The 23,088-nt window shown below is 62.6% G+C and carries 20 protein-coding genes, 1 pseudogene and 1 riboswitch; of the genes and pseudogenes, 14 read left to right on the top strand and 7 right to left on the bottom strand.

Features of this window, described 5'->3' with window-relative positions; genetic code table 11:
• The coding region (locus tag BGP00_RS15510; RefSeq protein ID WP_292925765.1) for a LysR family transcriptional regulator at positions 1–549 on the bottom strand (549 nt) is incomplete at its 3' end.
• Between the two features lie 90 nt (positions 550–639).
• Between BGP00_RS15510 and BGP00_RS15505 the strand changes: the two genes are divergently transcribed.
• Positions 640–1,590, top strand: a complete 951-nt coding sequence (locus tag BGP00_RS15505; RefSeq protein WP_292690902.1) for an NAD-dependent epimerase/dehydratase family protein — start codon at positions 640–642, stop codon at positions 1,588–1,590.
• Between the two features lie 34 nt (positions 1,591–1,624).
• On the opposite strand, the gene BGP00_RS15500 is transcribed toward BGP00_RS15505, so the two are convergent.
• The gene (locus BGP00_RS15500) at positions 1,625–2,554 is read right to left on the bottom strand and encodes a formylglycine-generating enzyme family protein (RefSeq protein WP_292690903.1); all 930 of its coding nucleotides are present in this window, start codon (positions 2,552–2,554) and stop codon (positions 1,625–1,627) included.
• 367 nt (positions 2,555–2,921) lie between these two features.
• On the opposite strand from BGP00_RS15500, the gene BGP00_RS15495 reads away from it, so the two are divergent.
• The 8 genes and pseudogenes from BGP00_RS15495 (at position 2,922) to BGP00_RS15455 (ending at position 13,104) form a co-directional block, all read left to right on the top strand.
• On the top strand, positions 2,922–4,589 hold the full coding sequence (locus tag BGP00_RS15495) for a multicopper oxidase domain-containing protein (protein ID WP_292690905.1): 1,668 nt from the start codon (positions 2,922–2,924) through the stop codon (positions 4,587–4,589).
• Positions 4,586–5,418, top strand: a pseudogene (locus BGP00_RS15490) (copper resistance protein B). The gene BGP00_RS15495 and the pseudogene BGP00_RS15490 overlap by 4 nt, the downstream one beginning before the upstream one ends.
• A 367-nt stretch (positions 5,419–5,785) precedes the next feature.
• Complete coding sequence (locus tag BGP00_RS15480) at positions 5,786–7,369, top strand: MBL fold metallo-hydrolase (protein WP_292690907.1); 1,584 nt, start codon at positions 5,786–5,788, stop codon at positions 7,367–7,369.
• An 85-nt stretch (positions 7,370–7,454) separates the two neighbouring features.
• Positions 7,455–7,970 (top strand): cytochrome c, encoded by a 516-nt coding sequence (locus tag BGP00_RS15475; RefSeq protein WP_292690909.1) that lies wholly within the window; start codon positions 7,455–7,457, stop codon positions 7,968–7,970.
• A 30-nt stretch (positions 7,971–8,000) separates the two neighbouring features.
• A complete protein-coding gene (locus BGP00_RS15470) occupies positions 8,001–9,593 on the top strand; it encodes a flavin monoamine oxidase family protein (RefSeq protein ID WP_292690911.1) in 1,593 nt (530 codons plus the stop codon).
• A gap of 13 nt (positions 9,594–9,606) precedes the next feature.
• On the top strand, positions 9,607–11,196 hold the full coding sequence (locus tag BGP00_RS15465) for a flavin monoamine oxidase family protein (RefSeq protein ID WP_292690912.1): 1,590 nt from the start codon (positions 9,607–9,609) through the stop codon (positions 11,194–11,196).
• Positions 11,197–11,201: 5 nt separating this feature from the next.
• Positions 11,202–11,615 carry a cytochrome c gene (locus BGP00_RS15460; RefSeq protein ID WP_292690914.1) on the top strand — a complete coding sequence of 138 codons (414 nt, stop codon included), beginning with the start codon at positions 11,202–11,204 and terminating at the stop codon, positions 11,613–11,615.
• Between the two features lie 77 nt (positions 11,616–11,692).
• A riboswitch (Fluoride riboswitch) is annotated at positions 11,693–11,787 on the top strand.
• A gap of 24 nt (positions 11,788–11,811) precedes the next feature.
• On the top strand, positions 11,812–13,104 hold the full coding sequence (locus BGP00_RS15455; protein WP_292690916.1) for a chloride channel protein: 1,293 nt from the start codon (positions 11,812–11,814) through the stop codon (positions 13,102–13,104).
• Positions 13,105–13,441: 337 nt separating this feature from the next.
• Here the strand turns inward: BGP00_RS15455 and BGP00_RS15450 are convergent, their stop codons facing one another.
• Together BGP00_RS15450 and BGP00_RS15445 are read right to left on the bottom strand one after the other, a co-directional pair.
• A complete protein-coding gene (locus BGP00_RS15450; protein WP_292690918.1) occupies positions 13,442–13,798 on the bottom strand; it encodes a hypothetical protein in 357 nt (118 codons plus the stop codon).
• Between the two features lie 462 nt (positions 13,799–14,260).
• A complete protein-coding gene (locus BGP00_RS15445; protein WP_210428498.1) occupies positions 14,261–14,920 on the bottom strand; it encodes an isoprenylcysteine carboxylmethyltransferase family protein in 660 nt (219 codons plus the stop codon).
• Between the two features lie 407 nt (positions 14,921–15,327).
• On the opposite strand from BGP00_RS15445, the gene rplJ reads away from it, so the two are divergent.
• Entirely contained in the window at positions 15,328–15,843 is a 516-nt protein-coding gene (rplJ, locus tag BGP00_RS15440; RefSeq protein WP_168603845.1) for a 50S ribosomal protein L10, read from the top strand.
• A 111-nt stretch (positions 15,844–15,954) separates the two neighbouring features.
• Positions 15,955–16,332, top strand: a complete 378-nt coding sequence (rplL, locus tag BGP00_RS15435) for a 50S ribosomal protein L7/L12 (RefSeq protein ID WP_168603844.1) — start codon at positions 15,955–15,957, stop codon at positions 16,330–16,332.
• A gap of 203 nt (positions 16,333–16,535) precedes the next feature.
• On the opposite strand, the gene BGP00_RS15430 is transcribed toward rplL, so the two are convergent.
• The 3 genes from BGP00_RS15430 to BGP00_RS15420 form a co-directional block, all read right to left on the bottom strand.
• Positions 16,536–16,979 carry a hypothetical protein gene (locus BGP00_RS15430; protein WP_292690923.1) on the bottom strand — a complete coding sequence of 148 codons (444 nt, stop codon included), beginning with the start codon at positions 16,977–16,979 and terminating at the stop codon, positions 16,536–16,538.
• A 207-nt stretch (positions 16,980–17,186) separates the two neighbouring features.
• On the bottom strand, positions 17,187–18,953 hold the full coding sequence (locus tag BGP00_RS15425; protein WP_310014347.1) for a diguanylate cyclase: 1,767 nt from the start codon (positions 18,951–18,953) through the stop codon (positions 17,187–17,189).
• A gap of 126 nt (positions 18,954–19,079) precedes the next feature.
• A complete protein-coding gene (locus tag BGP00_RS15420) occupies positions 19,080–20,300 on the bottom strand; it encodes a DUF2235 domain-containing protein (RefSeq protein ID WP_292690927.1) in 1,221 nt (406 codons plus the stop codon).
• A 375-nt stretch (positions 20,301–20,675) separates the two neighbouring features.
• On the opposite strand from BGP00_RS15420, the gene BGP00_RS15415 reads away from it, so the two are divergent.
• From BGP00_RS15415 to BGP00_RS15405, 3 genes are all read left to right on the top strand, one after another.
• Positions 20,676–21,293, top strand: coding sequence for a hypothetical protein (locus BGP00_RS15415; protein WP_292690929.1), 618 nt, complete (start codon positions 20,676–20,678; stop codon positions 21,291–21,293).
• Between the two features lie 208 nt (positions 21,294–21,501).
• On the top strand, positions 21,502–21,849 hold the full coding sequence (locus BGP00_RS15410; RefSeq protein ID WP_292690931.1) for a hypothetical protein: 348 nt from the start codon (positions 21,502–21,504) through the stop codon (positions 21,847–21,849).
• Between the two features lie 253 nt (positions 21,850–22,102).
• Positions 22,103–23,059: a carbon-nitrogen hydrolase family protein gene (locus BGP00_RS15405; RefSeq protein WP_292690933.1), complete on the top strand. Its 957-nt coding sequence runs from the start codon at positions 22,103–22,105 to the stop codon at positions 23,057–23,059.
• Positions 23,060–23,088 lie beyond the last annotated feature (29 nt).

Below are 23,088 nucleotides of genomic sequence, written 5' to 3'. Positions count from 1 at the left end.
GGATTGCGGAAGGCCGCGCCGGTCGAGATAGTCGCGATGGGCATAAAGACCGAGTTGCACCGTGCCGATCCTGCGCGCGACCAATGCCTGCTGGGCAGGATCGACCATGCGGATCGCGATATCCGCGCGGCGTTGCAGCAGATCATCGACAGCATCGCTTGCCACAAGTTCGATCGACAGCTTGGGATATTGACGCCTGATCGCGGCCAGCATGGGCGGCAGATGTTCGGCGGCCACAATTTCGCTCGCGCTGATGCGAACGGTTCCGGCGATGTCTTCCGGATCAGCCGAGGCGGTGCGCAGCATGGCGGCGCTGGCCGCGACCAGTTCCTCGGCATAGGGTTGCAGGGCCAGAGCGCGATCCGTTGGCGACAGGCCACGTTGTGATCGCAGGAACAGCTTGCCGCCCACCGCCTGTTCAAACGCCTCGACATGCCGAGCGACACTGGGCTGCGTGAGGCCAAGAGCGCGTGCGGCCGCCGACAGAGAACCCTCCCGCAGTACGGCGGCGAAGGTGCGGTAGAGATCCCAGCTCGGTTCCGTGCTCATCTATTTTCGTATAGTGAATGCCCATATTCTGTCAATTTCGTTGATGGACCATGTCGATCACCTTCCTGCGTGTGAAACGAGGAGGCAGACATGGAACGAATTGCATTGGTATTGGGAGCGACAGGCGGCATTGGCGGGGCTGTGGCGCGCAGGCTGCTGGATGCAGGCTGGACGGTAAGGGCGCTGGTTCGCGCAGAGAGCGCCGCGCGCCTACCGGCTCGGCTTATTCCGTTTATCGGTGATGCGCTCAATGGTGAAACTGTCGCCCATGCCGCGCAGGGAGCCCAACTGATCGTTCACGCGGTCAACCCGCCGGGCTATCGCGACTGGGACAGGCTGGTGTTGCCGATGCTGGACAACACCATTGCGGCGGCCCGCGCGAATGCTGCGTGCGTCCTGCTGCCCGGAACGGTTTACAATTACGGGCCGGATGCCTTTCCTTTGATCGACGAAACGGCGCCGCAACGGCCATCGACCCGCAAAGGTGCGATCCGCGTCGAGATGGAGCGGCGACTGCGCCTTGCCGCCCAGACCGGTGATATGCGCGTGCTGATCGTGCGGGCCGGCGATTTCTTTGGCCCCGATGCGGCCAATAACTGGTTTGCCCAAGGGCTGGTCAAGCCCGGCGCGCGCCCCGGCATCATTCGCAATCCGGGCAGGGGCGGGACAGGGCACCAATGGGCCTATCTGCCCGATGTCGCAGAAACGATGGTGCGCCTTGTCGAACGCGACACGCTTCAGTCCTTTGAAACATACCATATGGATGGCCACTGGGATGCGACCGGCAGGGCGATGATCGACATGATCGTGAAAGTTCTGGGCCAACCCAGGGTGCGGGTTGCGGCTTTGCCCTGGTGGCTGATCCGCGTGGCGGCGCTGTTTGCCGTAACTCCGCGTGAGATGATGGAAATGCGCTATCTCTGGCAGAAGCCGGTTCGCCTGAACAATGCGCGCCTCGTCGCGACCCTTGGCGCCGAACCGCATACGCCTTTGGATCAGGCCGTCCACACGACCCTGACCGCCATGAGATGTCTGCCCTGAGGTGCCTATCGGGGGCAGGGCCGTCCCCGCTCCTTCAAAGCTCTCGGGCCAGGCGGATGCCGTTGTGATAGTTGCGCAAGTCGTTCGGGTCCTTGATACGGATCGCGGAGCGCAGGTTGCCGGGCGAATAGAACCATGCGCCGCCCCGCTCCGCATGCTGTTCGCATGGGCCGCCAAGATAGGCCGACCCGTCCGACGGCGCAGCGATATAGTCGGGCCTCCAGCAGTCCGCCACCCAGGTCCACGCGTTGCCGCTCGTCTCGTAAAGGCCAAAAGGGTTGGGCGGGAAGCTGCCGACCGGAACTGTGCCGTCATGCGCCACAGGATTGCCGCAGGCATTGCAGTTCGCATGGTTGCCGCCGATCTCGTCCCCCCACCACCAGCGCGTGGTTGTTCCGGCGCGGTTGACATATTCGTATTCGGCTTCGGACAGCAGGCGATAGTGGTGACCGGTCCTGCGCGAAACCCAGGCGGCATAGGCCTGGGCATCGGCAAAGTTCATGCAGACCACCGGATCTTCAGCCGTCTGGATGAAACCCGGATTGCGCCAGTTGCGGGCGGGACGGTGATCGTCCCATTGGCCGCCTTCAAAGGTCTTGCAGGTTGACCCGGCATCATAGCGGGTATCGGCCACAAAGCGCGCGAATTCGCCCACGGTTACGGCATATTTGCCCACCGCGAACGGGCGGGCGATGCGGACCCGATGCTGCGGTCCCTCGTCCGCGCGGCGATTGGGTTCCTGGGGCGGCGATCCCATCATGAAATCGCCGGGTGGGACGATGATCATCTCCGGATAATCCGGCCCATCCCAAAGCGTCGCGCCGGGGATCGGCGCGGCAGGCGGCGTGAACTTTGCGAACCGGGCCCGGCGCTCGCCATGCCAACTGCGCGCTTCGGCCGCTGCGTGAAAACCCGATAAGGCGGCCAGCGCGAAAAGCACCGATCCGATGAACCTGAACGCCATGCGATGATCCCCAAGATTGAATCACATGTTTTGCGCCAAGTCGCTTCATGGCCTGCGGCTTATTCGGGACTGGTCGCTTGACGGGCACATACACGGCGACCGTATCCTGCGCATTGAGCAATCTGCCGACAACGCCAAGGTGCCGGCCGCGATGCGCCGAGCCTGGAAACGGTGCAGGGGAACAGTGTTTGGATCATCATGATCCGCGTGTCGGGCGCGCGAGGTCATCCTCCGGTCCTATTCTCGCCAAATCCATCACGGTTTCCGCGCGCCTCGTCCGACGGGCAAAAAATATCTTTCCGTGCGAGGGGTGGGGCCAAAGGCTGCGTATGAAGGGTAAATCCCTTTGTGCAGGAATGATCCGCCGATGCCCGCTATCCAGTTTCACCGCCGACAGTTGTTGCAGGGCGCCGCCGCTCTGACCACGCTCTGCGCCGGTTTTGCCTCCACGGCGCATGGCGCGGCCATGCCGGGCGCGCGCGAACTGGCGGGTGAGGAGATCACCTTGACCATTGGCCAGGCGATTATTCAGGTCGATGGCCGCCCCGCGCGCGCGGTGGCGATCAACGGCGGCGTCCCCGGCCCGACCCTGCGCCTGCGTCAGGGGCAGAAGCTGCGCATTACCGTCATCAACGAGCTGAACGAGGACACCTCGCTCCATTGGCATGGGCTGGAATTGCCGTTTCAGATGGACGGCGTGCCGGGCGTGTCCTTTCCGGGCATCCCGGCGCTGGGCCGCTTCACCTATGAATTCGCGATCACCCAGCACGGCACCTATTGGTATCACAGCCATTCGGGCCTGCAGGAGATGATGGGCTGCTATGGTTCGATCGTCATCGAGCCCGCCGCAGCAGACCCCGCTCCGCCCGCCCACGATCACGTCATGGTCCTGTCCGACCACAGCTATGTTCATCCCGCCGGCATCCTGCGCAAGTTGAAAGTCGATCCGGGCCATTATGCGCGCTATCCGCAAACGCTGGCCGGATTGATCGCGGGCAAGGATCAGCCGCTGAAGACCCGCCTTGAATTTGCCAAGATGCGGATGGACCCGGCCGATATTTCCGATGTCACCGGCAAGGTGTTCCGATACCTCATCAACGGGCGCGGCATGGCCGATAATTTCACCGCCCCGATCACGCCCGGCGCGCCCACCCGCCTGCGCTTCATCAACGCGGGCAGCATGACGTTTTTCAACGTCCGCATCCCCGATCTGGCGATGAAGGTGATCGCCGCCGACGGCCAGCCGATCGTGCCGGTGGAGGTCGATGAATTCCAGATGGGTCCGGGCGAGACCTATGACGTGCTCATCACGCCGCAGGATCGCGCCTATACGGTGGCCGCCGAGGCGATGGACCGTTCGGGCATGGCGCGGGCCACGCTGACCCCGCGCCCGGGCCTCGCCGCGCCCGTGCCGCCTCTGCGCGCGCCGGTGCGGCTGACCATGCGCGACATGGGGATGGACATGGACATGTCGCATGGTGGGGGCGGCATGGATATGTCGATGCGCAGTCAGGCCAATGCGCCCGATGTCAAATTGGGGCCGGGTGTGGATATGATCGCGCCCATGCCGGTGGACCGCACCGGTGATCCGGGGCTGGGTCTGGATAAAATCGGCCACCGCGTGCTGACCTATCGCGATCTGGTCGCGCCCGAGCAGAACCCCGACACCCGCGCGGCGCAGCGCGAGATCGAGATGCATCTGACCGGATCCATGGACCGCTATCTCTGGTCCTTTGACGGCGTGACCATGAGCGAGGCGCATCATCCCGTCACCTGGACGACCGGAGAGCGGCTGCGCATCACGCTGATCAACGACACGATGATGGGCCATCCCATCCATCTGCACGGCCATATTTTCGAACTGGTAACCGGCCATGGCGACCGTTCCCCGCGTAAACATACCGTTATTGTCCAGCCCGGAGGAAAGGTGAGTTTCGACGTAACCGCGATCGAGGGCGACTGGCCGATGCATTGCCATCTGTTCCTGCATATGGCGATGGGGATGATGCGCGTGGTCAAGGTGCGGGGGGCATGAAGATGCGGTATTTTCTGAGCCTCGCGCTTGCCCTCTCCGCAACCGGCCTGCATGCGCAGGAGACCGGCACCGATCAAAGCCCCGGCAGCGCGCCTGCGCCCGCGCCCGCGCATGACCGGCTGGCCGACCGATACTTTGATCCCGCCGCCATGGCGCGGGCCGAAGCGGTGATGATGAACGAGCATGGCAACCTGACCTACAGCCAGTTCCGCGCCGATCTGGCCGAAGTGCGCGTGACCGGCCCGGACAAGGGCTATCATTTCGAGGGCGAGGCATGGACGGGCAACGTCAACCGCTTCGTCGTCGCCACGCGCGGCGAGGGCGATTTTGACAATGGGGGCGAAAAAGGCCGCTTCAAGGAAGGCGAGGTACAGGCGCTTTATGCCCGCGCGCTTGGTCCATGGTGGAACCTGCGCGGGGGCCTGCGTCAGGATTTCGGCCCCGGACCGCAGCGCACCCATGCCATGCTGGCCATCGACGGCCTCTCGCCCTATCGCTTCGACATTCAGGGCGCACTGTTCGTCTCGCAGCGCGGCGAGGTTACCGGCCGCATCGAGCTGTCGATGAGCGCATTACTCGCCGCCTCGTCCTCCAGCCGCGCGGCGAAGTGAACTTTTCGGTGCAGGATCAGCCCGACCGCGAACTGGGCAGCGGGCTGACCAGCATCGAAGTCGGTGCGCGGTTGCGCTATGAATTCACACGCCAATTCGCGCCCTATGTCGGCGTGCTGTGGACCTCATCCCTCGGCCGCACCGCCGATTATGTCCGCGCCGAGGGAAAATCGGCATCGTCTGCCGGTGTGGTGTTGGGGATAAAGGTCTGGTTGTGATGTGATCGGGGGTTTTGCCTCCGGCGGGCAAAGGGCGGGGGCCCTTTGCAATCCCGATACTGTCCATGTTGCGCCGCAGTTCAACCGGGGCGTAACACCTCACCGCCGGAGGCAATAATTTAAGCCGCTTCGCGGACAGTCGCTTTGCCATGAAGCGAGCGCCACCCATTAACGGGATTGCAAAGGGCCCCCGCCCTTTACCCGCCGGAGGCACCTTTCCCTTGATATCGCTGTAACTCTACGAACGGCGGGGCCCAACTTTAGATCCAGCGCAAAGACATCGCCTTAGATCTGCCGCCACATCCCGGACTTGCCGGGCGCGTCCCTTGCGCCTAACCTTTTGGCAAAACATAACCGAGGATGACATATGACAGCGCAGCCCCCGCTTTCGATCACCTTTCACGGCGCGGCCCAGACCGTGACCGGCTCCTGTATGGAACTGGCGCGTGGAGAGGGGGGCAAGCACATCCTTGTCGATTGCGGGCTGTTTCAGGGCAGCCGGACGCTCGAAACGCTTAACCACGGGCAATTGGGTTTTGATCCTTCCGATATTGCCGCAGTCGTGCTCACCCATGCGCATATCGACCATTGCGGGCTGCTTCCCCGGTTGATGCCGATGGGGTGGCAGGGGCCGATCTGGTGTACGCGGCCCACGGCGGACCTGCTCGAATATATGCTGGCCGATGCCGGGCGCATTCAGGAAGGCGACGCCACCCGCCGCAACCGCCGCCCCGACCGGCGCGGCGCGGCCCATTTCGAACCGCTCTATACCGAGCGCGACGGGTTGGCGGCATGGCGCGCGGCGCGGCCTGTGCCCCTGAACGAATGGTTTGAACCGGCTCCCGGTTTCCGCGCCCGCCTGTGGCCTGCGGGGCATATTCTGGGCAGCGCCTCGGCCGAAATCGAGGCGGCGGGCGTGCGCCTGCTCTGTTCGGGCGATATCGGCCCGGAAAACAAGGAATTGCAGCCCGATGCGCAAGGGCCTTGCGATCTTGATTATGTGGTCTGCGAAAGCACTTATGGCAATCGCACGCGCGACCATATCACCATTGCCCAGCGCCGCGATGCGCTGGAGGCGGAAATCAAGGCGGCTCTGGTGCGCGGCGGTAATCTGGTGATCCCGGTCTTTGCGCTGGAGCGCACGCAGGAACTGCTGATCGACATCATCCATCTCGCCGAGGCCAACCGCATTCCCGGCGTGCCGATCTTTGTCGACAGCCCGCTGGCCAGCCGCGCCACCCGCGTCTTTGCCGCCCATGCCGATGAACTGGAGGACCTCGACGGCATCGACATCGCTCGCCACCCCTCGGTCCATTATGTCGAGGACCCGGCCGATTCGATGCATCTCAACACGATCTCGGGCGCGATCATCATGGCGGCCAGCGGCATGTGCGAGGCCGGGCGCATCCGCCACCATCTCAAACACAATCTGTGCCGCCGCGAATCCACCGTGCTGTTTGTGGGCTTTCAGGCGGCCGGATCGCTGGGCCGGGTCATTCTGGAGGGGGCGCCGCGCGTGCGCATTTCCGGCAATGAGGTTTCGGTCCACGCCCGCATCCGCCGCATCGACACCTATTCGGCCCATGCCGACCAGAGCGAATTGGCCGCATGGATCCGCGCGCGCAAACCGATCCGGGGCAGCCTGATCCTCTCGCATGGCGAGCCGGAGGGGATCGAGGCCTTGGCCGCGCTGATGCAGCAGAAGGATGCGGGCCTTTCGATCATCCGCCCGGCGCTGGGCGAAACCTATGGGCTGACGCCGGGGGCGCCCGCCAAACGGCTGACCACCGGGCGCGTCGATATCCAGCAGGCGATGGGCCATGACTGGCAGAATGACTATGCCGCCTTTGCCGCCACGCTGAAGGATGAACTGAGCCATATCAAGGGCCCGGCCGAGCGCCAGCGCGCGATCGAGGCGATGCGGCTGGTGCTGTCGCAAGCCCAAGGTTAAGCTCTAATCAACATGACCCGGCCGCTTATTGCCATACGCAATAAGCGGCATAGGACGCGGCGCGGAAAATGGCACATTTGCGGCCATGGGCGCTTGGAAACAGGATGAGGCGGCGGGGGCCGCGGATGATGACGCTGTAAACAGGGCGTCGGGGGCAACAAAACGCCGCTGGCTTTTGGCGCTGGCGGCATGTCTGCCGCTGGGCGTGGCCGGCTTTGCCCCGGCCACGGCGCAGGACACCGCAGGCGGCACCACCAATGTCCAGATCTCGGCCGAGGGCAAGCAGGTTTACGAGGAAATCTGTCAGGCCTGCCATATGGCCGATGCCAAGGGCGGGGGCGGCGCGGGGGCCGTAATCCCGGCGCTGGCGGGCAATCCCAAACTGGCCGACAAGGATTATCCGATCACCCTTTTGCTGAAAGGGCGCGGCGGGATGCCGTGGTTCACCGAGATCCTGACGCCTGAACAGATGGCTGCCGTGGTCAATTACGTGCGCGGCCATTTCAACGATTACCACGACATCGTGACCGTCGCCGATGTGAAGCGCGTGGCCACCGGCCCAGCGCCCAAGCGCGACTGTCTGAACGCGTGTGGCCAGTAATCAGCAATTTCCGCAATTAAAGGACGCATCATGATCAGCGATCTTTCGCCCCAGACCCGCCGCGACCTGTTGACGATGATCGGCCGCGCGGGGGGCGGCCTTGCCATGTATCAGGCGATGACGGCGCTGGGCCATGCGGCCGAGACGCAGTTTTCCGGCCCGCCCGCACTGTCAGGCGCGCGTGCCGGGGCCAGCGTGCTGGTGCTGGGCGCGGGGCTGGCGGGTATGCTGGCGGCCTATGAGCTGACCAAGGCGGGCTATAAGGTTCAGGTCTTGGAATATCAGGATCGGCCGGGCGGCCGCAATTATTCGGTGCGCGGCGGCGACAAGATCGTCGAGGTGGGCGGCGCGACCCAGAATGTCGGGTTTCAGCCGGGCAATTACCTCAACCCCGGCCCGTGGCGCATCCCGCATCACCACCGCACCTTGCTGCATTACTGCAAGGCCTTCGGGGTGGAATTGGAACCGTTTATCCAGCTCAACCACAATGCCATGGTTCACCGGAAGGACGCTTTTGGCGGCAAACCGCAGCGGTATAAGGAACTGGCGGTGGATTTCACCGGCCATGTGTCGGAACTGCTGGGCAAGTCGCTCAATGCCGGTGCGCTCGACAGCGCGGTCAGCAAGGAGGACAAGGAGAAGCTGATCGCGGCGCTGCGCGAATGGGGGGCGCTGGACGGCGATCTCAAATTCACCAGCAACCTCAATGTGTCGAGCCGCCGCGGCTATGACCGCGCGCCGGGCGGGGGCGTCAATGGCGCGCCCACCCCGTCCAAGATCAACGGCTTGTCCGATGTCCTGTCCAGCCATGTCTGGACGCAGATGAGCTTCTATTTCAACTACGTGATGCAGACCACCATGTTCCAGCCCAAGGGCGGCATGGATATGATCGGCAAGGGTTTCTACAAACAGATCGCCAAGCTGGTCCGCCTGAACACCAAGGTCACCTCGATCAAGCAGGATGACAAGGGCGTCGCGGCGACATGGACCGACACGGTCACCGGCAAGACGGGCGTGGCCACGGCGGATTATATGGTCTGCACCTTGCCCGCCACGATCCTTGCCCAGTTGGACATTCAGGTTTCGGACGCCAAGAAAGCCGCGATCAAGGCCATTCCCTATAGCGGTCAGGTCAAGATCGGCCTCGAAATGAAGTCCCGCTTCTGGGAAGAGAAATATTCGATCTATGGCGGCCACAGCTTCACCGATCAGGCAATTGGGCTCATCTCCTATCCCAATTACGATTTCTTCAAGGACAAGCCTGCCGTGCTGCTGGGCGCCTTTGCCAATGGCGCGGGCGGATACATGCTGGCGGGCATGACGCCGGAAAAGCGGATCGAGGCCGCGCTGGCGCAAGGCAGCGTGTTCCACCCAGAAGAATATCGCCGCGAATTTATGAACGGGGCCTCGGTGGCGTGGAGCCGGATGCCGTGGATCCTTGGCTGCTGTGGCATGTGGACCGAGGAAAGCCGCGCGACCCATTACCAGAACCTCGTCTCAATGGACGGGCGCATCGTTCTGGCGGGCGAACATGCCTCCTATTATGGCTGCTGGATGGAGGGCGCGCTGCTCTCCTCGCTCGACGCGATCACGCGCCTGCATCAGCGCGCTCTGGCGGCATAAGGGGGGCGCCGCGATGAACGAACCCATTATGCCCATGACCAAGCGCGACCTGCTCTCGATGATCGGCACGGCGGCGGGCGCTTCGGCAATGTATATGGCCATGTCCAGCATGGATCAGGCCAAGGCATCCGATTTCAAAGGCCCGCCCAAGCTGGAGGGCGACAACAAGGGCGCGAGCGTTTTGATCCTCGGCGCGGGCGTGGCGGGGATGACCGCCGCGCTCGAACTCTCCCGCGCGGGGTACAAGGTTCAGGTGCTGGAATATAACGACCGTGTGGGCGGGCGTTCATGGACCCTGCAGGGCGGCGACACCTATACCGAACTGGGCGGGGCGACCCAGACGTGCCGGTTCGCGCCGGGCAATTACATCAACCCCGGCCCGTGGCGCATTCCATGGCACCACCATGGGTTGATCCATTACTGCCATGAGTTGGGCGTTGCGCTCGAACCCTTCATGCAGGTCAATTACAACGCCTATGTCCACAACACCAAGGCGTTCGGCGGCAAGCCCCAGCGCTATCGCCATATTCAGGCGGATTTCTACGGCCATGTGGGTGAATTGCTGGCTAGATCGGTCAATGCCGGGGCTTTGGCGCAGACGGTCAGCAAGGAGGATGGCGAGATCCTGCTCGAAGCGCTGCGTTCATGGGGCGCGCTCGATCGCAACATGCGCTATGTGAAGGGCGCGGCCAGCAGCGGGCGGCGCGGCTATGACAAGGAGCCGGGTGGGGGCCTTTCGGCGGTGCCCGAACCCTCCGATCCGATTGATGTGCAGACGCTGCTGCGTTCGGGCCTCTGGCGCTCCATCGGCGGCAATCTGCAATGGGATCACCTTTCCACCATCTTCCAGCCCGTCGGCGGCATGGGGCAGGTGGCCAAGGGTTTCGAGCGCGCCGTGGGCCATATGGTGCGCAAGAACAGCAAGGTGACCGCGATCCATCAGGACGAGAAGGGCGTCATTGTCACCTATAAGGACACGAAAAGCGGCGCGGTGATGAAGGCTGCGGCGGATTACTGCCTCTGCACCATTCCCCTGCCGGTGCTGGCCCAGATCGAGATGAATGTCAGCCCTGAACTGGACGCCGCGATCCGCGCCGTGCCCTACAGCACCAGCGTCAAGGTCGGTCTGGAATTCAAGCGTCGCTTCTGGGAGCAGGACGACCAGATCTATGGCGGCATCACCTATACCGACCTGCCGATGAGCCAAATCTCCTATCCCTCCACCCGCTATGGCGACAAGGGGCCGGGCGTGCTGCTGGGCTGCTATGTCGGCGGGGCGGCGGGCTATGAACTGACCGCCAGCACCCCTGCGCAGCGCGTCGAAAAGGTGCTGGAATGGGGCTCGCAGATCCACCCGCAATACAGGGGCGAGTTCATGAACGGCGTGTCGGTGGCATGGCACCGGGTGCCCTTTACGCTGGGCTGTTTCGGTTCGTGGACCGAGCAGACGCGCGCCGAGCATTACAAGAACCTGTGCAAGTTTGACGGACGCATCCTGCTGGCGGGCGAACATGCCTCCTATTACGGCGGCTGGCAGGAGGGGGGTATCACCTCGGCCATCGACGCGATCACGCGGCTGCATCAACGGGTTATCGCGGGGTGAGAGACATGAAGAAACTGATCTTGAGCATGGCCCTGATCGGGGCGTCGTCGGTCGCACAGGCTCAGGCCCCCGCCCGCCCCGCCGCTGCTGCTTCGGCGGGCGATGCGGCCTTTGGCGCGCGGATGCTGGGCGAGGCGAGCGGGGAGCAGATCTTCACCCGCGTCTGCGCCGCCTGTCATATGCCCGACGCCAAGGGGGCCGAGGGCGCGGGGCGCTATCCCGCGCTGGCGGGCAATCCGAAGCTGGCGATTGGCGCCTATCCGGCGATGGTGGTGGTCAAGGGGCTGAACGGTATGCCGCCCATTGGCACGATGCTGACCGATCAACAGGTGGCCGATGTGGTCAACTATGTCCGCACCCATTTCGGCAACAAGTTCAAGGGCGCAGTGAAAGCCGAGGACGTCAAGGCGATGCGTTAAAGGGGGCGTTGAAGCGGGACGCTGGCGGCGCGGCCTTGACGCCTCATCTTGACGCAGGGCCGCCTTTGCGCCAAAGCCGCGTCCAAGGCGATGGATTTCCGCCGGGCCTTTGGGCCGAACCGCCCGGCCCTAGGGCAACTTGGGGTCACAGGCTGATGATTCCTACCTTTCGCTGTTTGGGCAACAAGGTGGAATTATGCGCGCTGTTTTCTCCCGTCTGATCGTTCTGCTGCCGGTCCTGCTGGCGATGGCCTGCGTGGTCGGCACGCTGTGCGCCGCCTTTCTGTGGAGCCTTGATGCCGTCACGCGGGCGCGTTTCGATCATCCCTGGCTGCTGTTTCTGCTGCCGCTGGGCGGGGCGGGCATCGGCTGGCTCTATCACCGCGTCGGACAAAGCGTCGAAGGCGGCAACAATCTGATCCTCGACGAGATCCACGAGCCGGGCGGCGGGGTACCTTTGCGCATGGCGCCGCTGGTGTTCATCGGCACGGTGGCCACGCATCTGTTCGGCGGATCGGCCGGGCGCGAGGGCACGGCGGTGCAACTGGGCGGCAGCATCGCCAGCGCGGCGGCGCGGATCGCGCGGCTGGACGAGGCCGGAGTTCAGGTCCTGTTGAAGGCCGGCATCGCGGCAGGCTTCGGCGCGGTGTTCGGCACGCCTCTGGCGGGCGCGGTCTTTGCGCTGGAGGTGCTGGCCATCGGGCGGGTGCATCTGCCCGGCCTGCTGGCCTGTGTGATTGCGGGCTATGCGGGCGACTGGGCCTGTCAGGCCTGGGGCATCCACCATACTCCCTATGCCATCCACTATGCCGGGGGCTGGAACGGGCTGCTCCTGCTCAAGGCCACCATCGCGGGCGCGATCTTCGGCTTTGCCAGCCTTGCCTTTGCCGAGGCGAACCATGTGCTGGGCGGGTGGTTCAAGCGGCATGTGCGCTATGGCCCGGCGCGGCCCTTCATCGGCGGGCTGGTGCTGATCGCGCTGACCTATGCGCTGGGCACGCGAGCCTATCTGGGCCTTGGCGTGTGGTCGGCCGACCCCCACGCGCCCACCATCCCCGGCTTCTTCACCGGCCCGATCGATGGCTGGAGCTGGGCGCTCAAAATGCTCTTCACCATCATCACCCTGTCCACTGGCTTCAAAGGCGGCGAGGTCACACCCCTGTTCTTCATCGGCGCGGGGCTGGGCAATGCTCTCTCGGGCGTGCTGGGCGGGCCGGTCGATCTCTTCGCGGGCCTCGGCTTCGTCGCGGTCTTTGCCGGGGCCGCCAACACCCCGCTCGCCTGCATCCTCATGGGGCTCGAACTCTTCGGGCCGGGGCCGATCCTGCCCATCGCGCTTGCCTGCTATGCCGCCTACGCCTGCTCCGGCCACAATGGCATCTACCTCTCCCAGCGGGTCTGGCGGCCAAAGTTGCTCTATCCAGGGGTGGAGGCGGGGGTCTCGCTGCGGGCGGTCCGTGCGGCGCGGGGGAGGGGTGTTAAAAGGTAAAGGTGCCTCCGGCGGGCAAAGGGCGGGGGCCCTTTGCAATCCCGATAATGTCTTGGCTGCGTCAGAAAGGCGGTGTTGCGTTTGGGGGCGGGGTGGAGTGGTGGTTATGCCGCTTCGCGGGAAGGAAGGGCTTTCCGGTCACGGTACTATTGCGGACATCGCGTTGATGGCCGCATTCGCCCCAAGTCTCGCCGTTCCCAGATTTCCTTACAAACGGCAGCACCCGCCAAAACCGGTCATTGCTTGCCGTTGAGCGCCCCGGCAGCAGAGTGCGCATAAGCGGTTACTTGCCGGCAATCCTGAGTGGCCGGATGCCGGACATTGGCATTTGTGCCGCCTACCGCCCAATTGTCCTAAGCCATAACGCAATCACCAATGTCATGCAGGCAAAGTCGAGTATCGCCGCCGGACCGAAAGTTAGCAGGGCAGATCCTCGTTCATTTCGCCAATCAGGAATAAAAATCAGGAGGATATGCAAAAGCAGGAAAACGGCAATGATGCCTCGAAACCATGTTTGCGCACGATGCAACCAATGCAGCCCCGTCACGCCTGCTAAAGCGACAAATGAAAATGCAGCTACCTTTCCCTTTTCTGGAGCGCCGACCCACACAAAGGCAAAAAAGATTAGTAAGGCCAAGAGGCCTACCGCTGCACCCCATCCGTTTGGGGCTTCCGTCAAGGAGGGAATAGTCATTACCTTTGCCTAACTCAGGCAATTGGCAGCGTCCAGTTCAGCAGGTTCATTCAGGCATGCTACCCCGCCCAGTGGCGAGGCTTTGTGTCGATGAGTGAGTTTTGAACGGCAGCTTGAGCCCTTTGGCATCCGTTAGGCACCCTTCCGTGGCGGCGTGCGATGCTTTCGAATGCCAGCTTATCCGAAAACCGTCATTTACGGCAGGGCACGGGAAAGGCCGCTCCCCACCACACTCCGGTCTATCAGCGATGACGCAACATGTCCGCTGCCCTAACTTAGCCGACATCCCCCGCCGCGTAGCGGCCTTCAAATCCGATCTATAGCGCTGAACACAACGCCGCCGATCTGGCGCAACAAAGACAGTAACGGGATTGCAAAGGGACAAGTCCCTTTGCCCGCCGGAGGCATAAAAACGCCCGCCGGAGGCATCTGAAAAGGTCAAAAGCCCCCTTCACGCCCCTCTCAAAACACCCCCGGCACCAGCCGATAGCGGACCTTGCCCATGAAGGCCTGATAGGCGGGGTCTTGGGACAGGAGGGCCTCTTCGGCCTTCAGGCGCAGGATCTGGGCCCACCAGCCGATGGTGTAGAGGGTGAGGTTGAGGAGGCTGGGCATGAGGATCATGATGCCGATGTGGACGGCGAGGTAGCCTGCGTACATGGGGTGGCGCACGAAGCGGTAGAGGCCGTCGCTTTTGACGCCGCGGTTGGCGGGTGCGATGCCGAAGCTGCGGCGCAGCGAGAGTTTGGCCAGCGCCTGCACCACGTTGCCCAGCAGGACCAGCGCGATGCCCAGCGGAGCGATCTTGGGAAACATGTCGAGCCCCGGCTGGATCATCAGCGGCGCGGCGGTGGCGGCAATGGCCAGCAGCCAGTCGCCCAGGCGCAGCGAGATGTTGCCGGTGGGGCGGCGGATCAGCGTGAAGGCCATGACCGCCGTTTCGGAAATCAGCGCCAGCGGCGCATAGCCGTTGAGCGAATGGGCCACCCGGTTGACCAGCGCCAGCCACAGCACAAGGATCAGCCCCTGTTCGATCCGGTCCAGCACGCGCGGATTGGCGCGGGCAAAGGCGCGGTCGAGCGAACCCTGATCGGGGGCGGTAATGGCGGCGTTCGTGGTCAAAGCGGCTGGCCTTATACGCGGGGCGGGGGGTGTCCCCGTCCGATGGGCCAAGGATTACGGCCTCGATGGTTAACAACTCGCTAGGAAAGGGGCGCTTGACTCCGCTTCTCCATCTGCTAATGGCGCCCCGGAAGTCAGCGGGTCCGCCCGCAGGCTTTTCCGTCCGAGACAGTTGGTGTGGGGAATTGGCCCCGCTTAATTTCCAGCCTAGACGGGGAAAAGAGATTATGGGCGTTTTCGCCCCTATCGCGGCTTATCGGCCATGCTCCTTTGGGGCGGCCTGTCGCAACTCCTTCCCTTTGTCACGGACCCAACCGCCCCTGCGGATGCGCCTCGGCGCGTCCTGCATGGACAAAGTAGCCGGCCCGGAGGCTTTTGCCGATGGGCCATTTGTGAAGGAGTAAGGCATGGATCGTTCGCAGAAAGCCGAATCGGTCGCCCAGCTCAACGCGGTCTTCAACGAGGTCGGCGTGGTGGTTGTCACCCGCAACCTCGGCCTCACCGTGGCACAGTCGACTGTGCTGCGCGGCAAGATCCGCGAAGCTGGCGCCACCTACAAGGTTGCGAAGAACCGTCTTGCCAAGCTTGCTGCTCAGGACACCCCGTACGAAGGTATCGGCGACCTGCTGACCGGCCCCACCGCGCTTGCGTGGTCGGTCGATCCGGTTGCCGCTGCCAAGGCTGTGGTGGACTTCGCCAAGACGACCGACAAGATCGAGATCGTCGGCGGGTCGCTGGGCAACGTCGTTCTGAACGCTGAAGGTGTCAAGGCTCTGGCCTCGATGCCCTCGCTCGACGAACTGCGCGCCAAGCTTATCGGCCTTGTTCAGGCCCCGGCCACCAAGCTGGCTCAGCTCTCGACCGCTCCGGCGGCCAAGCTGGCCCGCGTGTTCCAGGCCTATGCCGACAAGGACGCTGCGTAAGATTTGCGCCGGGCCGCGGCCCGTCCATCTCTGTGCAGGTAAGACTTTTGAACCCTATTTTTCCGGGTTTGGCGCCTCCGCCGCCCGGTAAACAACATTGGAGTAATTATCATGGCTGATATCGCCAAGCTCGTTGAAGAACTGTCGGCTCTGACCGTCCTCGAAGCCGCTGACCTTGCCAAGGCTCTGGAAGAAGCCTGGGGCGTGTCGGCTGCTGCCGCTGTTGCCGTTGCTGCTCCTGCCGCTGGCGGCGAAGCTGCTGCTGCGGTTGAAGAAAAGACCGAATTCGACGTCATCCTGACCGGCGACGGCGGCAAGAAGATCCAGGTCATCAAGGAAGTCCGCGCGATCACCAACCTGGGCCTGACCGAAGCCAAGGCGCTGGTCGAAGGCGCTCCCAAGGCGATCAAGGAAGGCGTGTCGAAGGCTGAAGCCGAAGACATCAAGAAGAAGATCGAGGAAGCCGGCGGCACCGTCGAAGTCAAGTAAGACTTCAACATGCGCCGGTCGGATCTTCCGACCGAACAGAGAGGGCGGCTCCCATGGGGCCGCCCTTTTTGCGTGTGGGGCTGGTGGTTTTGCCTTTGGCGGGCAAAAGGGAGAGGGAGTTTGGGATGGCAATCGCCATTATGTCGCTTTGCGGGAGGGAAAGAGACTTTCCGGAGACGACAACATTGCGGATATTCTTAGGGTTAGGTCGGCTGAATTCCCAAGGTGACTTCGCGAGCGAATAAAGCTCCGTCAAATCCCCAGCAGCTTTCCCAAGCCACTTCAAAATCGCCTACGTTTGGACCCGCCCGGTCATGCCATCCACTCGGCTTGTTTGTCAGGCGGCGTATACCCAAATCTGAAATGATGACGCCAGATTCGCCCTCCAGTTGAATTCCGGTTACTCCCGATAGTTGGAAGGTTACCAAAGCGTGCTTATCCAGCACGAAATGCCCTTTGGCATCGATCTCTTTGGTCATTCGGAACGCCTTTAGGACAATTGACGCTGTACCAGTTGCCAACTCTAATTTTTCCAGGGCGGCATCGTGAAACGAAGGGGTGAAACCGAACCAATCAAAAATCTCTGGCCCGCCCGGCACGCTGAGAAATGCCTCATGGTCAGTGGTCCAGTAAATGTCGTCAGTCATAGGCATGGCGACGGGCTATCACTTTTCCCCTTGGTTGTGAACGTCAGCTCCCCCTAACTTAACCGACATTGCCCCGCTGCGCAGCGGCCTTCAAACCCGCCGCCTCACCCCGGCACATAACGCCCCCAATAGCGCCACGCCGACAACGCTGGGATTGCAAAGGGACAAGTCCCTTTGCCCGCCGGAGGCCCCTTCAACGCCGCTGAATTACCCCATCGTCCCGTTCACGATCACCCGGTTCCGCCCCTCGCGCTTGGCCTGATAGAGCGCGATGTCGGCGGCCTGGATCAGGGACTCGCCATTGGCGTCCATGCCCGAGGTCCAGCTGGCGATGCCGAAGGACATGCTGATGAGGCCGAGTGTCCGGCCCTTTTGGCGCACGTTGATTTCGCCCACGGCGTGGCGCACCTGTTCGACACGGTCCTGCAGCACCTGCGCGGTGGTGCCCGGCGCGATGATGGTGAATTCCTCGCCGCCGAAACGGCAAATGACATCGCCGCTGCGGAACTGTCTTTTCAATTCTCCGGCCACGGCCTGCAGCACCGCATCGCCCGCATCATGGCCGAATTCGTCATTGAACCGCTTGAAGTGGTCGATATCGCACATGACCACGCTGAGCGGCACGCCCGATCGGGTGGCGCGGGCGATTTCCAGCGTCAGCGTCTCCTCCATATAGCGGCGGTTGAACAGGCCGGTCAGCGGATCGCGGATCGTCTGTTCGCGAAGTGAGCGCTGCAGGCGATGGTTGACCAGCGCCGAAGCGATGTTTTCGGCCAGCACCGTCAGGCGAAAGCGCGTTTCATGCTCGACCGTACCATGCAGATAGAGGACGCCGATCACCTCGCCGCCCGCCAACAGCGGTTCGCAATGATAGATTTCTTGCGGATTGGCATGGCTGCACACGATGTCGGCGCCCACCTCGCGCAGAAAGTGGCTCTGGCCCCGGCGCAGCGCCCAGCATTGTTCGGGGGCAAAGCCTTCCTGATCGGCCTCCATCCCGCCCCATCCGGCAATCGGTATCAACAGGTTGCGCGAATTGTTGTGGGCATAGAGCGCGCCGGGAATGCCGGGCAGCACACGCGGCACGAAAACGCGGATGATCTGGGCCAGCTCGTCATCGGTGCGGGCCGCCTGCATCCGGTGGGCCATCCCGCCCAGCATTTCGATCACCTCGCCGCGCTGGCGCAGCGTATGGCCATTGCGCTGCAATTCGGCATTGGCCTCCTGCAATTGCGTCTCGCTCGACACCTGATCGGCCACGGCGCGCTCCAGCCGGTCGGCCATTTCATTATAGCTTTGGGCAAGGTGGGAAAATTCGCGCGATCCCATGGCCTCGACGATCCGCGCCGAACGCCGGCCGTGGCCCAGATCGGTCATCACCCGCAGCATGGCGGCCAGCGGGCGGTCGATGCCCCGGATCAGCAGCACGAAACCGATCACCACCAGCAAGGCCACCAGCCCCGCGCCCCCCAGCGCCAGCCCTTGCGACCATTGCAGGCGCGCGTTCACCGCATCGGTGCGGTTGGCCTGAAGGGCGCGCTCATTATCCAGAAAACTGCGCGCGCGCACCGAGATGGCATCCATCAATTCGCGCCCCTGACCGCCCGCAATCTTGGACTGGGCGATGCGGAAATCGCCCCGGCGCCCCTGATCGACCGATTGCCGCAGCATGGCTCCGCGCTCCTTGATGAGCTTGGCCAGTTCCTGCGCGCGGTCATGTTGGGGCGGATTGTCATGGGTCATGGTCACGACCCGCCCGATGTTCTCGTCGGCGCCGCTCACGCCTTCTTCAAAGGTGGTGGCGAAAGAAGGCGCGTGGGTAAGGACATAGCCGCGTGTACCTGATTCGGCCGAACGCAACTGGTTCAGCGCAATCTGCGTCCGCTCGATCACGGCCGAGGAATGGTTGACCCATTGCACAGCTTCGCCCGCCTGTTGCGCGGAATCGACAAGAATGGCCGCAAAAGAGGCCAACGCCGCAACGACAAGGGCGCCTAGGCAAAGAATGCGGGCAGAGAGCGAGGCAAACATAAGACGGTTTGAACAAACTATCGGAGAGTATGCTTAAAAACCGATGGATTTTGCCCCACGGGATTGCCCTTATGTCGCGGCGTTGAAATAGCCCCCGGCGGTCAGCGGAGCGGGCTGATAGGTGATGGTGCGCCGCCCGAACCAGCCGTCGGAAATCACCATGACCTGTTGCCCCAGACGCATCTTGACCGCATCGGCATAGGGCAGGTGGCTGCAGTCCATCACCGGATCCTTGCACGGCAATTCGCGGTCATTCTTTTTGCGCAGCCAGTAAGCGGGCAGATCCCACGGCCGGTGGCTTGGCCCCAGATGGGCGCGGTCGGACAAAGCGTTCAGCGTGAAGCGCAGGCCCGGTCGCGTGCCGTCATCAAGGCCCAGTTGCGCGGCCATCCAGTGCAGCGCGATGGTGGAAAGCGCGGCATTGTCGCCCTGGTCCGGATAGCCGCCCCCGACATCGGCATGGGCGCCCGCAAACAGGCATTGCACCACCCCGTCGCGCGGCGCCCAGAGCGTGGGGGTGAAATCGCGCCGCCGCTCGTCAATGGCCACGGCATGCAGGCCATGGCGAACCTTGTCGCTCAGCTTGTTGTCGATGAATTTCAGATAATCGTGGCGCGCCTTGCTCATCAGGATCGGCTTGGGAATGCCCATCGCGCCCACCGTGTCCCATACGGCAATCGTGTCGATGGTCACATCGGGAATAAAGCGCGGGGTCAATTCGCGCGCATCGCGGGCCTGCTGGTCGCCCTCGGCAATCATCATCTGCAAGGCGCCGAACAGATCGGCGGGCGGCTCTTCAGCTTTTCGCAGCACCATGTAATTGTGCCATGCCGCGCTGGCGTAACGCTGGCCCAGCGCATTGTTGGCCACATTTTCCAGCCCCAGTCCCGCCCAGTCGAGCAAACCCATCCGCGCGATCAACCCGCCCAGCGCGCGCACCGTATAGGCGCCCCGGCTGAACCCAATCAGATAGATCCGGTCGCCCGGCTGATACTGGCGGCTGATGAACGTATATCCGCGCAGCACGCGAAAGATCAGCCCCGCGCCAAAGGCCCCGCCTACCAGATTGCTCCACCAATTGCCGCCATCGCCCACCCCATGAATATATTTGGCGACGTAAGGCGGCGTCTCGTCGGAACCGGGAAAGAGTTTCTCCTGTTCATCATCACGCGCTCCGCCCAGCGTATTCTCGCCCGCCAGCGCCTGAAACAGGGCCAGCACATTGGAACGGTTGCCGCCATCGGCGCCCTGCCATGTGCCGTCGGCAAAGAACAGAATGGATTTTGCCATCGTATTCCCCCTGTGTTTTGGAGGAAAGCGTCTCATTGATACTGTGGGGCGTCAAGATGGATGGGGTATGGGGAAGTAATAGAGGATAGCCTCCGGCGGGAAAAGGGACTTATCCCTTTGCAATCCCGTTACTGTTTTGTTGCGCTCGAACGGTGACTTGGCGTTGATGGACGATGGTTGGAAAGCCTGCGGCGCTCAATTGCTCTATTTCGCCACGGCGCCGGCTTTTCAAAACCACAGTTTTTCAACGCAAGGGCGAGTGGACAAATCCGCAGCCAGAGAGCGATGTCGGCTTTTCCGTCATTTCAGATACAGACCCGCCTTTCGGGGCAAGGCGTCATTGCGGACATAATTTACTTGTGAGACTAATGGAGCATGGCGAAATTGTTCCTTTCTATGTTCAAGCGTGGCCCTGTCTTGTGGTTTTGTCTTGGCGTGGTGTTCACGATCACTTTGGCGCCGATCATGGCTGGCGCGTTTGGCTCTCTCTTTTGGAGTATGCCTTCTGACGGCCCACGAGATGATAGGTCTGCAGCCGAGAGGTTGCTCGACTTGTCAGGTGCCTTGTCAGACGATTTCCCGATCCAGAATTCCCGATTTATTCTTATGAGTCGGTATATGACTTCGAAATGTTTCAATCCGCAAAAGCAAATTGCTGATTTGAAGTTGAACTTGGCGGAAGAACCCATCCAAGACCTCCAAATGGACATGGATACCGCTTGGGGAGACAGGCTGATTAGCGCCGCCCGTGGAGGCCCAATTCTTTATCTGACCCACCTCCCAAGACCTTTACTCGGCAGTTTGGATTCCTGCGCGGCACACTCAGTCCTAGCCCCAGTATGCGGCGAAATAACGCGGGGAATGTTAAGAGATCATACTGCGGAGATGGTCGGGTATTTCAATCAAAGAAAACCATCTGCGGATGCGCGATTGGAAGCCGAACGCTGCACATTGATGAAATTGGCTACCAGAGCATCGCAAGCATCCAATTGAACCCTCGACGGGTCCAAACGTCCGCTCCCCCTAACTCGGTCGCTATAGCCCAAGCCCGACAACTACCCTGATAGCAGCCCATTGGGTCAGGTTTGTCGCGGAGGGCAGCTATTGGCCCCTTAGGCAGGAAAAATGGCCGTTCCGGTGCCGACCCGATTGCGGACGTTTGTAGTTTGCCAATCCGTGCGCGGCCTGACATTGTTGCCGAATGATCTTCGCCCTTGCGCTCGCCGTTTCGAACCACGTCGGACTTCCGTCGATGCCTTCAGAGATGAGAGGGGTTTGGGACGTAGAGGGCCATTGCGCACTGCCTTCGGACGACAGCGATAGTCGCGTCATCGTCCGTCCGGGCAATGCAGTTTTCTGGGAAACCGTATTCACACCGAAACGGATTTTGACACCAGATGTGTTGAATTGGACGGCGACCGGCGATTTTAGCGAAGAAGGTGAAGTTTCGAAAGGGCGTCTAAATCTACGCCTCTCGCGGGACAAGCGAACGCTCAGCTACACTAATTCCGATAACCGCGTTGTCCGGTTGGTGCGGTGTAAGAAATAGCCGTTAGCGGACCGTCTGCTTCCCCAAACATTTCAGCCATCTTGGCAGCCTTTCATACCCTGTAGTACCGGACGCTTTATTCAGGAGCGAATGCGTCCACGCAGCCCAAGTTGCCAACCACACACCACCCCATGACGGGATTGCAAAGGGACAAGTCCCTTTGCCCGCCGGAGGCACCTGCACTCCTGCCCCTCAACCCCCGCCCAAGTTTTTCTTGCTTGCCGCCTGATGCGCGGCTTCGCACATTCGGGCTATGACTGCTTCCTTTCCGGCCGCCCCCTTTTTGGCGGCAATCGCGCAATATCCGATTGATGAACTGTCCGATTGGGCGGCCTATGAGGCCAAGCTGCGCCGCTGGGTGGGTGAGGCGGCGGGGCAGGGGGCGGCGGGAAGGGGCGCGGCTTTGCTGGTCTTTCCCGAATATGGCGCGATGGAGCTGGCGGCGCTGGACCGTAAGGGCAAGTCGGATCTTGATGCCAGCCTTGGCGCGGTGTCGGACCTGCTGCCTCGGGTGGATGCGCTGCATGGCGAACTGGCGCGGGCGCATGGCGTCTATATTCTGGCGGCCAGCGCGCCCTGCAGGGTGGGGCATCATTACGTCAACCGGGCGCGCTTTTTCGCTCCCTCGGGCGCGATGAGCCATCAGGACAAGATCATGATGACCCGCTTTGAGACCGAGCAATGGGGCGTTTCTCCCGCCGGTGCGATCGGCGGCGGGCTGCGCCTGTTTGACACGGCGCTGGGGCGGATCGGCATCACCATCTGCTATGACAGTGAATTTCCGTTGCTCGCCCGCGCGCTGGCGCAGGCCGGGGCGGACATTATTCTGGCCCCTTCCTGCACCGACAGTTTGCATGGCTATTGGCGGGTGCGCATCGGCGCGCAGGCGCGTGCGCTGGAAAACCAGTGCTTTGTCCTGCAATCGCCCACGGTGGGGGATGCGCCATGGTCGCCTGCGGTCGATGTCAACCGGGGCGCGGCGGGGCTGTATGGTCCGCCCGACGCCAAGCCTGCGGCCGGGGCCGATATGCCCGCCGACGGCGTGCTGGCGCTGGGCGAGGAGGGTGTGGCGCATTGGGTTTATGCTCAGGTCGATCCGGCCCGCGTGGCGGCGTGGCGAGGGGATGGCTCGATCCTGACCCATCGCGACTGGGCGGTTCAACCGGGGGCGGGGGCGTTGCCTGAGGTGGAGGTGGTGGTTTTGCGGTAGAGGGATTTTTGCCTCCGGCGGGCAAAGGG

Origin of the sequence: Novosphingobium sp. 63-713 (assembly GCF_001898925.1) — a bacterium.
In the GTDB taxonomy this organism is placed as follows: Bacteria; Pseudomonadota; Alphaproteobacteria; order Sphingomonadales; family Sphingomonadaceae; genus Novosphingobium.
The sequence above is the reverse complement of the archived record's forward strand: the minus strand, read 5'-3'. Positions and strand labels throughout refer to the sequence as shown.